General features: G+C 63.9%; 12 protein-coding genes and 1 pseudogene. 7 read left to right on the forward strand and 6 right to left on the reverse strand.

Annotation, left to right across the window (positions count from 1 at the left end; translation table 11 throughout):
- Window positions 1–100: 100 nt before the first annotated feature.
- Window positions 101–547 carry a nuclear transport factor 2 family protein gene (locus QOL82_RS12590; protein WP_283442622.1) on the reverse strand — a complete coding sequence of 149 codons (447 nt, stop codon included), beginning with the start codon at window positions 545–547 and terminating at the stop codon, window positions 101–103.
- 233 nt (window positions 548–780) lie between these two features.
- Here QOL82_RS12590 and QOL82_RS12595 point away from each other — a divergent pair, with 233 nt between their 5' ends.
- Window positions 781–2,220 carry a dihydrolipoyl dehydrogenase gene (locus tag QOL82_RS12595; protein WP_283442623.1) on the forward strand — a complete coding sequence of 480 codons (1,440 nt, stop codon included), beginning with the start codon at window positions 781–783 and terminating at the stop codon, window positions 2,218–2,220.
- A 125-nt stretch (window positions 2,221–2,345) separates the two neighbouring features.
- Window positions 2,346–3,530 carry a GGDEF domain-containing protein gene (locus tag QOL82_RS12600; RefSeq protein WP_283442624.1) on the forward strand — a complete coding sequence of 395 codons (1,185 nt, stop codon included), beginning with the start codon at window positions 2,346–2,348 and terminating at the stop codon, window positions 3,528–3,530.
- Window positions 3,531–3,610: 80 nt separating this feature from the next.
- On the opposite strand, the gene QOL82_RS12605 is transcribed toward QOL82_RS12600, so the two are convergent.
- Together QOL82_RS12605 and QOL82_RS12610 are read right to left on the reverse strand one after the other, a co-directional pair.
- Complete coding sequence (locus tag QOL82_RS12605) at window positions 3,611–5,818, reverse strand: ATP-binding protein (RefSeq protein WP_283442625.1); 2,208 nt, start codon at window positions 5,816–5,818, stop codon at window positions 3,611–3,613.
- Window positions 5,819–6,076: 258 nt separating this feature from the next.
- The gene (locus QOL82_RS12610; RefSeq protein ID WP_283442626.1) at window positions 6,077–7,831 is read right to left on the reverse strand and encodes a methyl-accepting chemotaxis protein; all 1,755 of its coding nucleotides are present in this window, start codon (window positions 7,829–7,831) and stop codon (window positions 6,077–6,079) included.
- A gap of 309 nt (window positions 7,832–8,140) precedes the next feature.
- Between QOL82_RS12610 and QOL82_RS29255 the strand changes: the two are divergent.
- From QOL82_RS29255 to QOL82_RS12620, 3 genes and pseudogenes are all read left to right on the forward strand, one after another.
- Window positions 8,141–8,263 (forward strand): annotated as a pseudogene (locus QOL82_RS29255) (type IV pilin protein); the annotation flags it as partial.
- A gap of 24 nt (window positions 8,264–8,287) precedes the next feature.
- Window positions 8,288–8,635, forward strand: a complete 348-nt coding sequence (locus QOL82_RS12615) for a hypothetical protein (protein ID WP_283442627.1) — start codon at window positions 8,288–8,290, stop codon at window positions 8,633–8,635.
- A 3-nt stretch (window positions 8,636–8,638) separates the two neighbouring features.
- Window positions 8,639–11,365, forward strand: coding sequence for a putative bifunctional diguanylate cyclase/phosphodiesterase (locus tag QOL82_RS12620; RefSeq protein ID WP_283442628.1), 2,727 nt, complete (start codon window positions 8,639–8,641; stop codon window positions 11,363–11,365).
- A gap of 130 nt (window positions 11,366–11,495) precedes the next feature.
- Here QOL82_RS12620 and QOL82_RS12625 read toward each other — a convergent pair whose 3' ends face one another.
- The 3 genes from QOL82_RS12625 to QOL82_RS12635 all read right to left on the reverse strand — a co-directional run bounded on the left by QOL82_RS12625 (window position 11,496) and on the right by QOL82_RS12635 (window position 13,482).
- Window positions 11,496–12,365 (reverse strand): hypothetical protein, encoded by an 870-nt coding sequence (locus QOL82_RS12625; RefSeq protein ID WP_283442629.1) that lies wholly within the window; start codon window positions 12,363–12,365, stop codon window positions 11,496–11,498.
- A gap of 550 nt (window positions 12,366–12,915) precedes the next feature.
- Window positions 12,916–13,320: a hypothetical protein gene (locus QOL82_RS12630; RefSeq protein ID WP_283442630.1), complete on the reverse strand. Its 405-nt coding sequence runs from the start codon at window positions 13,318–13,320 to the stop codon at window positions 12,916–12,918.
- A gap of 39 nt (window positions 13,321–13,359) precedes the next feature.
- Window positions 13,360–13,482, reverse strand: a complete 123-nt coding sequence (locus QOL82_RS12635; RefSeq protein ID WP_283442631.1) for a helix-turn-helix domain-containing protein — start codon at window positions 13,480–13,482, stop codon at window positions 13,360–13,362.
- Window positions 13,483–13,713: 231 nt separating this feature from the next.
- Here QOL82_RS12635 and QOL82_RS12640 point away from each other — a divergent pair, with 231 nt between their 5' ends.
- Window positions 13,714–14,973, forward strand: coding sequence for a PQQ-dependent sugar dehydrogenase (locus tag QOL82_RS12640; protein WP_283442632.1), 1,260 nt, complete (start codon window positions 13,714–13,716; stop codon window positions 14,971–14,973).
- Between the two features lie 251 nt (window positions 14,974–15,224).
- Window positions 15,225–16,211 (forward strand): alpha/beta hydrolase family protein, encoded by a 987-nt coding sequence (locus QOL82_RS12645; RefSeq protein ID WP_283442633.1) that lies wholly within the window; start codon window positions 15,225–15,227, stop codon window positions 16,209–16,211.
- Window positions 16,212–16,224 lie beyond the last annotated feature (13 nt).

Consider the following 16,224-nt stretch of genomic DNA (forward strand, 5'->3'; position numbering starts at 1 on the left):
GGGCCAGCATAGCGGCAGCCAGCCTGAGCGGCAACCGCACAAGCTTGCTTTTTTTCAAACGTTGCCCTTGCGAACCGGCGCCGGAAGGCCGGCAACGCATTCAGTGGCGGGCAGATTGCTGCGGCTGTGCAGCCGTCGATGCGGCCATGGCGCTGAAGGCGGCGACGGCGGCAGCCGTGTTGTGGAATTGCTCGAAGCGCACCGTTTTTCCATTTTTCATGGTGAAAATATGCACCCAGATATCGTCATAGGTCGCCCCGGTGGCGCGCACCCGGACCGTGGAAACGCCCGCCACCGCGACCTTGTCCTCGTCGGCAATGAAGGACTGGGGCTGGTAGTCGAGGAACTCGACCGTTGCCGCCAGCTTCTGGAAAAAGTCCGACACGCCGGCCTTGCCGTGGAATGCGCCCGCAAACGGAATGCTGGGCAGGTCGGCGCTGGTCCATTCAATGTCGTCCGAACACATGTCCAGCACGCCCTGGATGTCGCCCTTCAGGAACATCTGGTAGCCGTTGATCGCCAGCTGCTTGTTCTCCTGCGTCGTCATGATTTTCTCCTTGCACCCGAAACCCGCCCCTTGCCTCCCTGTCGTCAACACACCATAGGCGCGGCGTCCAAGGTCGGTCTGTGCCCGATCAAGGCGGCTGACGATATATAGTGTGGTCGGGTAGCGCACGATGTACTGGGTGGACGGCTTGACGCCAAAGGCGGCCGCCTGCCCTACCGCGGCGGCGCGCAGGCAAAACCGCTACACAGGTTTGAACAGGGAAAGGAAACGCAATGAAACGTCTCGCCGTCGATGTTGCAATCATCGGCGCCGGCAGCGCCGGCATGACAGCCTACCGCGCAGCGCTTGCGCATACCGACAAGGTCGTGGTGATCGAGTCCGGCGACTACGGCACCACCTGCGCGCGGGTCGGCTGCATGCCCAGCAAGCTGCTGATCGCGGCGGCCGACGCGGCGCATGCGGTGGCCGGGGCGGGCCTGTTCGGCATCCGGGTGGACGGCTACGCGGTCGACGGCAAGGCGGTCATGCGCAGGGTGCGCGACGAGCGCGACCGCTTCGTCCGCTTCGTGGTGGACGCGGTGGAAAGCTGGCCGGCCCGGCACAAGCTGCACGGCCGCGCCCGGTTCGTCGCGCCGCACCGGCTGCAGGTGGGCGACCATACCGAGGTGGAGGCGGCGCGCGTCGTCATCGCCACCGGCTCCAGCCCGGTGCTGCCGCCCGGCTGGCGCGAACGTCTCGGCGACCGGCTGATCGTCAACGACGACGTGTTTTCCTGGCAGGACCTGCCGCGCTCGGTCGCCGTGACCGGGGCCGGCGTGATCGGCCTCGAACTCTCGCAGGCCTTGTCCCGGCTGGGCGTGCAGGTGCGGCTGCTGGGGCGCAACGGCCGCATCGGCCCGCTGACCGATCCGGCGGTGATGGAAGCGGCGCACGCCGTCTTCACCGGCGAACTCGGCTTTTCCCCGGACACGACGCAGGTGCAGGCGAAGCGGGAAGACAACGGCGTGCGTGTCGACTACACCGAGAACGGCATCCAGTATTCCGAGCATGTCGACTTCATGCTGGTCGCGGCCGGACGCCGCGCCAACCTGCACGACCTCGACCTGCAGAATGCCGGGCTGGGCCTGGACGAAGTGGGCGTGCCGCGGGTTGACCGCCAGACCGGCCGCATCGGCGAGAGCCACGTCTTCATGGCGGGCGACGCCGGCACCGACACGCCGCTGCTGCATGAGGCGGCCGACGAGGGCTACCTGGCTGGCGACAATGCGGGCCGCTATCCGCAGGTGCAGCCGCACCCGCGCCGGGCGCCGCTGGGCATCATGTTCACCGACCCGCAGATCGCCATGGTCGGCGTCGGCCATGCCGCGCTGACCGACCAGGGCGTGCGCTTCGAAACCGGCTTCGTCGATTTCGAGGACCAGGGCCGCAGCCGGGTCATGGCGCAGAACCGCGGCCGGCTCGCGGTCTACGGCGAAGCCGGCACCGGGCGCTTCCTCGGCGCCGAGATGATCGGCCCGGCGGCGGAACACATCGGCCACTTGCTGGCCTGGGCGCTGCAGCAGCACCAGACCGTGCTGCAGATGCTCGCCAGCCCGTTCTACCATCCGACCGTCGAGGAAGGGCTGCGGACCGCGCTGCGCGACCTGGAAAAACGGCTGCGGCCCGTGATGGCGATGCCGGACGATTGCATGGGCTGCACGCCCGGGACCTGACCCGCAGGCAGGCACGGAAAGGCGGTGCAATCCGACAACATGTCTAACCGGCATCATTATCGAGGATTGACGGATTGTGTAGTATCCTGTACGCAACTTTTATGACGTTGCAGTACGAGAGAACGATGCTCAGCACTTTATTCATCATGCTGTCCGGCGCCGTGCTTTGCTTCATCCTGCTGCTGGTGCTGCTGTCGTTATGCAGGACCGGCGCGCCGGGCGTGAAGGCATGGTGCGTCGCAAACGGGCTGAGCATGATCGCCTTCACGCTGTACGCCTTTGGGCGCCAGCTGCCGCCCGTCCTCAGCTATGAACTCGCGAACGGCGCCTGCCTCGGCTCGGTCGCCGCCGTCCTGGTCGGCTATCGTCATTTCTTTGGTTATCCGCTCCGCCTCGGACTGACCTCCGCGAGCGTGCTCTGCGCGCTGGCCGGCGTCACGGTCTACCATTATGTTTACCCGTCCTTCATGCTGCGCACCCTGATCGTCTCGGCCTTCTACGCGACCTGCTGCATCGCGATCGGCCTGACCGTATTCCGGGCGCGGGCCGCGTGGACGTCGCGCTACGCCTACCTGTTCTCCGGCACGATGGCCTTCGTCGTCGCCTTCGGCCATGCGGCCCGGGGCGTCGCCCAGGCCGTGCTGCCGTCCGCGCCGGCCTCGCTGCTGGAGCCATCGGCCTGGAGCCTGACCGCGCTGTCGGCCAGCACCTTCGTGATGCCGGTGCTGACGCTGGGGCCGCTGATGATCGTCCACAGCAAGATGATCGCCAAGTATGAATATGCGGCCAACCGCGACTTCCTGACCGGCGCGCTGTCGCGCCGCGCGTTCTGGGAAGCGGCCGCGCGCGAGATCGAGCGCGCCCGGCGCGTGGGCCGGGGCCTGACGCTGCTGACCATCGACGTCGACCACTTCAAACGCATCAACGACACCTACGGCCATGCCGAGGGCGACGAGGTGCTGAAGGACATGGTGCTCGCGGTCGAACGGCGAATGCGCAGCATCGACTACTTCGGCCGCATCGGCGGCGAGGAATTCGCGGTGCTGATGCCCGACACCAGCCTCGAAGGCGCCGCGGCAGCGGCCGAACGCCTGCGCATCGGACTGGCGGAAGACCGGGCGTCCGTGCAGCCGCAAGGCCACGCCGCCGGCGCGCGCGACTACACGCTGAGCATGGGCGTGGCCGAGCTGCGCATGTCCGACAGCTTCCACGACCTGATGCAGCGCGCGGACGCGGCGCTCTACCGGGCCAAGGAACGCGGCAGGAACCAGGTGGTCTGCGAGGCGGCGCTGGAAGAAGCGCTGGCCTAATCGCCGATGTAGTCGCCGATGTGATCGCGGCGCCGATCCGTCATGGCGGCCGGCAGGTCAGGCGACGGCGCGCCGGACCGTCAGGCCGTCCGCGGCGTCGCGGGCAGCCACGCCTCGACCTCGATCCAGCCGTCATCCATGCGCACCTCGATCCGCCCGCCGTGCGCCTTGATGATCTCCGAACTGATATACAGTCCCAGCCCCTGCCCTTTCGGATTGCGGCCCTTGTTCAGCGAGCTCGCCTTGAACGGGTCGAACAGGCCCTTCAGCAGGTCCTGCGACAGGTGCTCGGCCTGGTTGCGCACCTGGAAGGCCACGATGTCGCCGGTCTTCCTGGCCGATATCTGCACCGGCGACCCGACCATCCCGTGCTTGCAGGCGTTGCCGACCAGGTTGGCCACGACCTGGCTCAGCCGGTCCGGGTCGAGCCACACCACGCCCACCGGGTCGAAGCAGGTCTGGATGTCGGCGCCCGGGTGCGCGGCCTTCAGCTCGTCCGCCAGTTCCTCCAGCAGCGCATTGAGTTCGACGCTGCGGCCGTGCATCGGCAGCGTCTGGTGATGCTGTATGGTCGACAGGTCGGACAGCTGGTCGATCAGACGCTGCATCCGGTTGCTCGACGACGTGATGCGGTGCGAGAACCGGTTGCTGCCGTCGCTGATGCTGAGCATTTCCGACGCCATCTTGATAGCCTGCAGCGGGTCGCGCAGGTCGTGCCCCAGCGTGGCCATGAACATCTCGCGGGTCTTGCTGGCCGCATGAGACTTGGACAGCGAGATGTCCTGCAGGTCCACCCGCAGCGATGAGGCGATCTCCAGGTCGGTAGCTTCCCACGGCACGCTCTGTCCGCGCACGGTCTGCTTCCATTCCTCGAACGAGCCGCGCGGCGTCAGGCGCCGGCCGAGCGGGCCGACCGTCACGTTCTTGTCCGGCGGGCCGCCCCAGCGGACGTTCTGCACCTGCTCGTTGCGCAGCCAGAACAGGTAGCCGTTCTGCTCGCGGTTGTAGCGGATCGCCAGCACGCCCGATACCGGCCCGAACAGGTCGGCCACCGCCTGCGGCACGTCGCGGCGCAGGTGATCGGAATGAAAGACATCGGGCGCCGCGCTTTTTCCCAGCCATTTCACCAGTTCGGCGATGGCCTGGCGGCTGATGCAGGCCTGCTGCGCATGCGCTTCCGCCTCGAAGGACGCGGCGACGCAGTCGCACTTGATCAGCGTGAAGAACGGCGTCGGATTGGCCGCCACCGCGGACACCAGGCTGTCATGGTTTTCAAACAGGCCGATGATGGCGTTGCGGGCGCTGGCCGCCTGGGTCAGGCTTACGGTGCGGTCCGACGCCAGGTGGCGGTCGACGATCATGCTCACGCTCTGGGCCAGCACCTGGCAGGCCATGCGTACCGCATGCGGCACCAGGTAAGGCGTCATGTGATGGCAGGCGAACAGGCCCCACAGCTTGCCGTCGACGACGATCGATATGCTCATCGAGGCCGCCACGCCCATGTTCTGCAGGTACTCGATATGGATCGGCGAAACGCTGCGCAGCGCGCTATGACTCAGGTCGAGCGTACGCCACTGCGCGATGCCCGGCGCCGTCAGGGCCGCCGGCTCGAGCGCGACCGGCGCATAGCCGGCGTCGACGATCAGCCTGATGGGATTGAGCACGTACAGCCGACGCGCCTGCTGCGGGATGTCCGATGCCGGATAACGCTGCCCGAGGAAGGGCGCCAGCCCGGCGCGTCGATGCTCGGCGACGACCTCGCCGCTTTCGTCATGCAGGAAGCGGTAGGCCATGACCCGGTCGAAACCGGTGAGCGCGGCAATCTTCTCGACCGCTACCGTCAGCACCTGGTGGATATCGCGCTGGCGCTGGATGAAGACGATCGCCTTCTGCGCCTGCAGCGCGAACACTTCCAGGCTGGTCTGCCCGTCGGGGCGAAACTCGAATTCGACCACCAGCAGTCCGTCGGACTGGTGCATGATCACATCGACCAGGTGCCCGTCGAGCGAGTCCGTCATCGCTCCCAGCACGTCCTCGAAGCAGTCCAGCGCGCTGCCGATCTCTTCCCTCAATGCCGCATTCAGGTGCCGGGCGTCGAGCGCCTCGCCGATCTCGGGAAGCGCCCCGAGCAGCGCGCCCGCGTTCCGGCTGCGCACGGCGAGGATGCCGTCAGCGGTGAAAGCCAGCAGGGCGCCGTGGGGTTGTATCGAGCCGGGGATATGTATCGGCTCCTGGTCGCAATTGCTGAGATCCGCTACCGCCACCATCGGGTTACTGACAGGCTTCATATTGACAATAAATTACCGCTGATTCCGATTCAAAATAATTCTGTGTCTGCGCCGCAGTTTAACCCAACCTTAAACCGCCGGTAAGCGCCGCCGACCCCGGGCGCTGCGTGAAACCGGCATCCGGGACGGGATTAAATCCATGAATAAGCAGGAAAATTAATGAATCGATCACGAAGCAGGCAGCAAGGCTGCAACGGGCGGTTTCGTCGCAGCGCGACGCATCGGGATGCGCGGCGCTGTCCAATGGCCGGCCGTCGTTCAGAACTCCTCCCAGTCACCCTGGCTTGCAGGCGCGGCGGCGATCTGCCGGGTTGACGGCGCCGCTTGCCGGGAGGCGATGGACGATGCGACAGGCCGGGCTGCAAGTTTGGCCATCGGCCTGGCTGCCGGCTGCGCCGGGGCCAGGGCCGGGACTTGCGCCTGAAGGTGCCGGTAACCGTCGCCCAGCTTGAACACCGACACCAGGCCCGCAAGCCGGACCGCCTGTTCCTGCAGCGAACCCGACGCGGTGGCGGCCTGCTCGACCAGCGCCGCATTCTGCTGCGTCGCCTGGTCCATCGCGCTGACCGCCTGGTTGACCTGGCCGATGCCCGTGCTCTGCTCCTGGCTGGCGGACATGATGTCAGCCATGATGTCCGTGACCCGCTTCACGCTGGTCACGATCTCGGTCATGGTCATGCCGGCTTCGGACACCAGCTTGCTGCCGGCCGCAACCTTGTCCACCGAGTCGCCGATCAGCGCCTTGATTTCACGCGCCGCCGCCGCGGAACGCTGCGCGAGGCTGCGCACCTCGGTCGCCACCACCGCAAAACCGCGGCCCTGTTCGCCGGCGCGGGCGGCTTCCACCGCCGCGTTCAGCGCCAGGATATTGGTCTGGAAGGCGATGCCGTCGATGACGCTGATGATGTCGACGATCTTTTTGGACGAGTCGTTGATGGAATCCATCGTATCGACCACCTGGGACACCACCTCCCCGCCCTTGACCGCAACGTCCGACGCCGACACGGCCATCTGGTTGGCCTGGCGGGCATTGTCCGCATTCTGCTGGACCGTGGCCGTCAGTTCCTCCATCGACGACGCCGTCTGCTCCAGCGACGATGCCTGCGCCTCGGTGCGCGCCGACAGGTCCTTGTTGCCGGCCGCGATATGCTCCGACGCGATGGCAATCGTGGACGTGCTGCCGCGCACGTCGGCAACGATGCCGACCAGGCTGTCGCGCATTTCCTTCATCGCGAACAGCACGCTGGAACGGTCGCCGTCGGCAGTCGCGATGTTGACCGCGAGGTCGCCGGCGGCAATGCTCCGGGCAATCGCGCTGGCCTCGCTGGGCTCGCCGCCCAGCGCCCTGGATATGCCGCGGCTGACGATGAAGGCCACCGCCACGCCGACGGCGAGCGCTCCGGCGCACATGGCCAGCATCAGCACGGCGAAGCCGCTGGCCAGTTCCCTGGCGGCAGTGGACTCGGCCTGGTTGACTTTCTCCTGCAGGTCGATGAACTGGTTGATCCTGCCCAGCCACTCGACGAATGCCGGCCGCGCGTCTTTGAGCATCATTTCCCTGGCCTGGTCGATGTTGCCGCCCTGGCGCAGTTCGATCACCTTCCTGATCATCGGCAGCGTGCGGCCTTCCGTTTCCTTGATGCCGGCCAGGATCTTCTTTTCTTCCGCGCCGCTGTCGGCGCGTTCATTCATCATCTTGTCGAGCAGCACCGCGGACTTTTCATAATCCGACGACAGTTTCTCGATCCCCGCGAGCACCGGCTTCAATTCCCCGTCGGCCACCAGGGTCACGTCGCGCAGGCTGATGGCCCGGTCGTGGACGCTGCCGCGGAAGTTGATCGCGTAACGCTGCTTGACGCTATTGACGTCGCCTATCGCGGCGAGGCTGTCCGCAATGGCGACCACGCGGCCGGTGCCGATGCCGGTTACCGCGAGCATCACCAGCAGAATCGCCGCAAAGCCGAGGCCGATGCGCGCCTTGATGGTGAGCCCGGAAGCGGAAGTTTTATTCATGGGGGTCCTGAATCTGATGGTTGTGGGGACGCTGCAAGGACGCAAATGATTCCCGTGAATACTGCCGCGGTGGATGTACTACGGCAGGTGGGGGGCTTTCTTGAGATGTATTCCTGGCCATCTGCACAGGAAAAACAGGCTGACTACGAATCCGTCAATAGTGGATCGATGGGCGTCGCGGGATGAAGCCGCGCGCGAGCCTGGAAAAATTTGTGGCGGCAATAACACATCCGCAAGAAACAATATTTCTACTTGGCATTATTTCCGGCGGCGACGCATAATGACCTTTTCCACGAGTCAGGTTTTGCCATGTGTCGCAATCCTCACGGCTCCGCTTTCCCGGCGCGGGCCATCCGGACAATCCGTCATTCGGGGTTTACGCTCGTCGAACTGATGATTGCCGTGGCGGTAGTCGCAATTCTCAGTTCCGTCGCGATTTCGAGTTATGCGGGATACATGGAGCGCGCGCGCGTCGCCCAGGCCAAGGGCGACATCGTCGCGCTTTCAGTGCGCATCGAGCAGTACTACACGGAGTGGATGCGTTATCCATCCGCCATCGGCGACATCGGCGCGATTTCGCTCGACCCCTGGGGCCGGGCCTATGTGTATGTCGACCTGACGACTGGAAACGGCAACGGGATGGCGCGTCGCGACCGCAGCCTCAATCCCCTGAATTCGGACTTCGACCTCTACAGCATCGGCAAGGATGGCCTGACGAAGAAGCCCATTTCACAGAAAGACAGCCTCGACGACGTGCTGCGCGCGAACGACGGCCGTTTCGTGGACCTGGCGTCGAAGTTCTAGAACATGCGCGTCGAATGGAAACTGCTGCACAGCCGCGTATCGCTGCGCATCGTCGGTCTGTTCCTGGTAGCCGCGCTGGTGCCGGCCCTGATACTCGGCACGCTGACCTATCGCGCCGTACATCGCTCGATCCTGCAGCAGCAGCAGAAGGAACTCGTCGAGGCCAGCCGAAGTTATGCGCTTGCCGTGTTCGGTCGCCTGCTGCTTGCCCGTTCCATCGCGGAAGGCGCCGGCGAGGCTACCGACGGACCGCCGCCCGGCCCAGTTGCGCCAGGCATGATGTTCACACAGGCGACCAGCGTTAAAACCACGGCTGCGCCTGGCGTCAATGCCGGGAATGCCGCAATCCCCCAGCTGGCGCCGGCCAGCGGCCGCAAGTCCATCGCACCGCCACAGCTGCTGGTGCGGCCGCCCGCGACACCCGGCGCAGCGCCGTCCGTTTCCCTGGCCATCCTGAAACCGTCCGCCGGTCGCCTGCCTTTCCTGGTCGGGCTCCAGCCGCTGTACTTGTGGGGAAACCAGGATGACATCAGCGCCGCTTTCAATATCTGCGTCTATGCGTCGGACGGGATGCGGCTGCATTGCGGCTATCCCGACGAGGCGTCGGCGCCCCCGGAGGATCGCGGCGACGCCGGCGGTTCGTGGCGGCTTTTCCTGAAGCCCGAGTTCGGCAACGGCGAATGGACCTTCGTCGCAAGCCGCCGGTTCTTGGCCAGGGCAGCGGACCTGTCCGCCTTCCTCGACGTCTTCATCGCCGTCGCCGCATCGAGCGTGCTGCTGATCACCCTGCTCAGCCTGATGCAGATCCGCCGCACGATGGTGCCGCTGGAACGGCTCATCGCCGGCGCGCGCCGGATCGCGGCCGGCGACTTCAGCGCCGTCGACGTGCGCTCGCAGGACGAATTCGGCGAACTCGCGACGGCGGTCAATACGATGTCGACCCGGATCAAGGGACAGCTGACCGCGCTGCAGACGCTCACCGCCATCGACGACGAGATGCTGCGGCAGCTATCGCTGCACAAGGTATTCGCCATGGTGGGCGACGCGATGCGGGCGATAACGCCCGGGGCAAGGCTGCTGATTGCGCACTGCTCGGAAGACAGCAACAGCGTCGGCTACCTGTACATGCAGGCGCCGCAGCACCGGCGCATCGAGGAAAGGCGCATCGAGCTTTCCCCATCCGACATCGCCATCCTCCAGGGCGACGTCCCTGACGGCGACGCCATCGACAGTCGCGATGCGCGTCCGCTGTTCCTGCCGCCCAGGGAAGCGGGCACGCACGGCTGGCGCTCCGGACTGATGTGGCAGGGGCGGCAATTCGGCATCCTGCTGGTCGAATGGCCGGCGTCGGAAGTGGCGGGCCGGCATGTCGAAGAGGAACTTGGCGAGCTGGCTAACCGGATCGCCATCGTCATCAAGCTGAACCAGCGCGAGCAGCGGCTGCTGTACCAAGCCCGCTTCGACAGCCTGACCGGGCTGCTCAACAGGCGCGGATTCGAGGAAAAGATCGAGGCCGCCGCCGCGTCCGATGCAAGGTGGGCGATCTTCTTTGTCGACATCGACCGCTTCAAGATGGTCAACGACACGATGGGACACAAGGCAGGCGACGAACTCCTGAAGGATATCGCGGTCCGCCTCCGGCACGCCGTCCCGGACGGCGTCGCGGCCCGCCTCGGCGGCGACGAATTCCTGCTGCTCGTGCCCGACGATGGCGCAAGCATGACGATCGACAGCAGCGCGCAGGCGCTGCTGGCCGCGCTGGCCTTGCCCTTCCACATCGGCTCGCAGGTGCTGCAGATGACCTGCAGCATCGGCATCGCGCAGCATCCGTCGGATGTCGAGGATGGGCACACGATCATCGAGCGCGCCGACATCGCGGTGTACCGCGCCAAGCAGCTCGGACGCAACAATTTCCAGTTCTACGACGCGCAGCTCAACGCGGAAGGGCAGGCGCGGCTGCAGATGGAGGCCGACATCCGGCTGGCGCTGGAGCGCGAGGAGTTCGTGCTCCAGTACCAGCCCAAGGTCGATCTGCACACCGGCCGCATCGCCAGCGCCGAAGCGCTGGTTCGCTGGCGCCATCCGCAAAAGGGCATGGTGCCGCCGCTCAGCTTCATCTCGCTTGCCGAGGAAACCGGCCTGATCGTCCCCCTCGGCGCCTGGGTGATGCGCACCGCCTGCCTCCAGAACATGGCCTGGCGGCAGGCCGGCATCGGCCCGCTGCGCATCGCGGTGAACGTCTCGGCGCGGCAGTTCGCCAGGCCGGATTTTGTCGAGACCGTCTCGTCGATACTGCGCGAGACCGGGCTGCCGGCCGACGGCCTGGAAATCGAGCTTACCGAGAGCATGGTGATGGAGGATGTCGGCAATGCGATCGGCGTGATGACCGCATTGCGCGACCTGGGCGTGCTCCTGTCGATCGACGATTTCGGGACCGGATTTTCCAGCCTCGCCTACCTGAAGCGGTTTCCGATCAGCGTGCTGAAGGTGGACCAGTCATTCGTCCGCGACATTGAAAAGGATGACGACAGCCGGATGATCGTCCTGTCCATCATCGACCTGGCGCACAACCTGAAACTGAAGGTCGTCGCCGAAGGTGTCGAGACGGCCAGCCAGTTCGACTACCTGCGCAGCCGCGGCTGCGACGAGATCCAGGGCTATTTTTTCAGCAGGCCGCTCGACGCCGCCGCGTTTGCCGCGCTGTATGGGAAGCATGGCGAAACCGCCTGATCGAAAACGCGGCCAACGGAATGATTCCATTTCTTCGCATAGCATGGCAGGCCTGCCCGGATCTTGCGCGACGGCTGGAACGGCGTGGCTGGGCGCCGCGGCCCGGCCGGCACGTTCCGCAATCGCCTGATCAGGGCTTGACGATCGCTGAATTCAGCGTCTGCAGCAAGGTTTTGGTATTAGGCACCATGTCCTGCTTGAAATACCACCAGAAATATCCGCCAACGTAATTTGGAACGTTAATCCGGGTGCTGTAGTAGCGGTTAATATATTCAGCTTTCTTGCCTTTTTTCCGTGTTCCTACTTCTCCAAAACCAATTTTCGAATTAGGGAACATTACTGAAAGTTTTTTGAAGACTTGTGGCCAGTCTGGTTGCAGCCCATTGCAATCGTCTTCGTAATAACTTATAAGAACGTAGTCCAGCCCTTGTTTCATCCGAGGTGGAACGTTCTGATTTGCCCACGTAAACATTTCATTTTGCGGACGCGACCAGCAGTCCTGGTTGTAGTAGAGCGTCAATTCGGCGGTCTTGCCCTGAGCTTTTACCAGGTCGTATGCGCCGGTCATTTTCGCTACCACGTCCTGGTTATTTCCCAGCCATTCCCCATTAATTTCATTCCCTACCTCCCAAATATCGACAACATCGCCCAATTCCGACAGATATTCGCTCGTACGGTTTAAGTAATCCTGTACCGAATAGGTTTTGACATAAAACGAATCGAGGATTTCCCCCATGACATAGCTCACGTTGCGTATCTTGACTGTGGCGTCGCGATAATCCGCTGCTGGAATATTTTCATCAAAAACGATGCGCGTGGTGGGAACCGCATTAATGCTGTTCAAGCTTGCGACTATCGCCGATACATTCGAAATGCTGTCAGTCGTCACTCCCACCATTGGAACGGGAATTGGCAGCGCAGGCCGCGCACGGGTTTGCATTGTAGAGGTCTGAGCCGCAACATCGGCACTACCTGCGATGCCGATGATCGCAGTTGCCATTATAATAAAAACCTTCGTGGAGGAAGATGCTGGAGTAAATTTACGCATTGTAAAATTGGCCACTAAATAAAATATTAATGAAGAAAAAACGTGGAAAGCGGCCGGTTGACTGAATCAAAGTGATCGAAGTTCATTTCCATAGAACACTGTTTTGTGGTTAATTAATTAACCAATAGTATAAAAATTCCTTTGGAACAGACGTGCTGGCTGAAAGCGGATGAATTCAAGTTTCAGATGCACGATAGCCGCAGCATTCTTTAATATTTCGCAACGGGGTTTTTTATCGAATTAAGCTGCCATATTGGCAACAGCTTGAGCAGTCCGTAATTTCTGGTTGCAATTCATGAAATAGATTGGCGGAATTAAAAGGTTTGCCGAAAACGGCTTTCGTTGTCCGATGCAGGACATCAACGCCAGGCTCACTGGATGTAGGCGGGTCGTACCCGTGAACCGGCACGCCGCCTAGGCCTGACCTGCATTCTCCCGGCTACCCCCTGGCAGGATCAGCAACCCGCTGATGTTCCATCCGCAGCCGAAGCATCGCGGGCAGTCAGGCGGGCCTGCCCGCCTCCACCGTCGCAACCGCCATCTTGATCATGCCGTCGACGACCTTCCGCAACGCAGGCAGATTGCCGGCGGAAGCTTTCACGCCGGTCGTCGCCACGCGCAGGATGTAGGCGATTTCTCCGGCGCTCATGGCGCTCGCGTCCTGCATGGCTGGCGCCAGCACCGCTTCGAGGTGCGTCTCGAGGTGCGCATAAATCTCGTCCAGCGCGTCCGGCGCGTAGCTGCCGCAATTCGCCATCATGTCGATGCCGTTCGGCGAGTCGACGACCGACGCCACCGGCTCCACGACCCAGATGTCGAACAGGCAGGCCAGCTTTGCAAAAAGGCCAGCTGCGCCCGGCAGGTGTTGCGCGGTCGCCGATTCATTGCGTTCGCATTGCCGACGCACCAGCGCGGAAAAGATGGCCTCCTTGTTAGCAAACGATGCTTACAGCGTCGGCCGGGACATCCGGCACGCTTCGGCGATGTCGCTCATGCTGACCTTGCGGTAGCCATGGCGATAAAACAGTTCGAATGCGGCGTCGACGATCGTTGTTTCTTTCGGGTCCATCCCGGCTATTTTATGGATGCAGGCGCGACGGCCTGCCAGCTTACACTTTACACAATGTGTAAAGCTGTGGGGATTCTTACAGTTTCAACCAAGTGTAAAGCCCAACCCAGGAGGAGTCCATGAACGAGATCGACGTTTGATAGCGGACGCCACGCTCCCGTTCGTTGATGAAATGATTACAATAATGCAGCTGCCGCGTCCCGGCGGCAGCGTATTGAACGGGGGCCTGCGATGACCACGACCGCGTTGCACGTGCTGAAGCTGCAGTTGGCGCTTTCCCTGCTTGTCCTCGCCGGATGCGGCGGCGGGTCGGGCGGAGGCGGTACGGGCGCTGCCGATACCAGCGGCGCCAGCCAGGAAGCGGCGCAGCCGGCCCCTGCTTCCCCTGCTGCCCCTGCTGCCACTACCGTGCCGGTTCTGGGCCTGCAGCGCGTTGCCACCGGCCTGTCGAGCCCCTTGTTGCTGATCGCGCCGAAAGACGACCCGCGCCTGTTCGTCGTCGAGCGGGGCGGCAGCATCCGGGTCTTGCGCGACGGGGCGCTCCTGCCCACGCCATTTCTCGATATTCGAAGAAGCACCACCACCGACGGCGAACGCGGCCTGCTGTCGATGGCCTTCGATCCGCAGTACCAGGCGAACGGCTTCTTCTACCTGTATTTCACCGACCTGAACGGTGACATCGCGATCGAACGCTACCGTGTTTCGGCCACGGACCCGGATGTGGCCGACCCTTCGTCGCGACTGCGCATCATCTCGATACCGCATCCTGCATTTTCGAATCATAACGGCGGCCTGGTCAGCTTCGGCCCGGACGGTTTCCTCTACATCGGCACCGGCGATGGCGGCGGCGCATTCGACCCGGGCGGGAATGCGCAGAACCTCGGTGTTCTGCTGGGCAAGCTGCTGCGCATCGACGTCTCGCGCTCGACCGCGAGCCAGCCGTATTCGATCCCCGCATCGAATCCCTTCGTCAACCACGGCGGCAGACGCGCCGAAATCTGGGCATACGGCCTGCGCAATCCCTGGCGGTATGCCTTCGATGCGACCGACAAGCTGTTGTACGTCGCCGATGTCGGGCAGTCGGCGCGGGAAGAAGTGAACGTGGTCGGCGTCGACCAGGCCGGCGCGAACTATGGCTGGAACCGGATGGAAGGCAGCGTCTGCACTGCCGGCGGCCCCTGCACGAGCCAGGGCAGTGTGCTTCCGGCCCTCGACTATGCGCACGACGCGGCCAGCGGCAATGCATGCTCGATCATTGGCGGCTTCACTTACCGCGGCGCCGCGATCCCGGAACTGCGCGGCACCTATCTTTACTCGGACCTGTGCGCAGGCTGGCTCAAGGGATTCCGCTACCAGAATGGCGCAGCTACCGGCCAGGTGGATTTCCGGATAACGGGCGCGGGAACGATCCTGTCTTTTGGCGAAGACAGCCTGCGCGAGCTTTACCTGCTGACGGCCGAGGGCAGCGTGTATCGCATCGTCCGGCAATAATCGGCGCCAGTTCCCGGGCGGCGCGGCGCCCACGGCAGCGGCGGCGCTCGAACAAGGCGGGAGAGACGGCATCCCTTTCCGCCCGGCATGGAGCGGGAGCTTTTTCTTCCCGGTGCTGCGGTTCGCCAATGCGATTCAGCGACAAAAGCCTACCGTTCACGGCACGATACCTTCGTTCCGTCGCAAGGCGTTCAATGAACATGCCAGGCCGGGCGGATACTTCGGTCACCCCAACCAACAGGCCGACCACCATGCAACGTCTACTATTGCTCGTCATGCTGTTACTCGCTTCGTCGCTGGTGCGCGTCCAGGCGGCCGGCTTCCAGGTCGTGACTATCAAGGGCGTCGGCGACACGCCAATGCAGCTTGCGATCTGGTACCCAAGCGCCGCGCCCACCGCGGCGACGAGCATGGGCCTGGCCTCTCAGGAGGTGGCGGCTGGCGGCGCAATCGACGGCGCATCGCTGCCGCTGGTCATCGTTTCCCATGGCACCGGCGGATCCGGCTTCAGCCACCTGGATACCGCGCTGGCATTGGCGCGCGCCGGCTTCGTGGTCGCGGCCGTCACGCATCCCGGCGACAACTATGCGGACCAGAGCAAGTCCGTCTCCGTCCTGGACCGGCCCAGGCACATGATGCGCACGGTCGACTACATGCTGGCCGAATGGCCCGGCCACGACCGCATCGATGCGAAGCGGGTCGGCATCTTCGGTTTTTCGGCCGGCGGCTTCACCGCACTGGTCGATGCAGGCGGCAAGCCCGATCTCAGCCTGATCGCGCCGCATTGCGCGAAGCATCCAGGCGATTTCGCTTGCATGCTGCTGTCGAAGCAGAATGGGCCGCCGCCGCAAGCCCAGGCCGCGGCGGTTTCCGCCAGGGACCTCGGCGACAAGCGCATCCGGTCCGCCGTCGTCGCCGCCCCGGCCCTTGGCTTCACCTTTACCGAAGAGGGATTGCGCGACGTGCGGATACCTGTCCAGTTGTGGCGCGCGGAAAGCGACACCGTGCTGCCCCATCCCTGGTATGCGGAAGCGGTATGGAATGGCTTGCCGGTAAAGCCCGAGTACCACGTCGTGCCGAAAGCGGAACACTACGAATTCCTCGCGCCCTGCACCGAGAAACTGGCCGCGGTCGCGCCGCAGATATGCAGGAGCCCGGAAGGCTTCGACCGCGGCGCGTTTCACGAGCAGTTCAATGCCGACGTGGTCGGCTTCTTCAGCAAGACGCTGAAGCAATAGGCGCAGCCGGGCG

The sequence above is a fragment of the Noviherbaspirillum suwonense genome (assembly GCF_900182955.1).
Lineage (GTDB): Bacteria > Pseudomonadota > Gammaproteobacteria > Burkholderiales > Burkholderiaceae_D > Noviherbaspirillum_A > Noviherbaspirillum_A suwonense.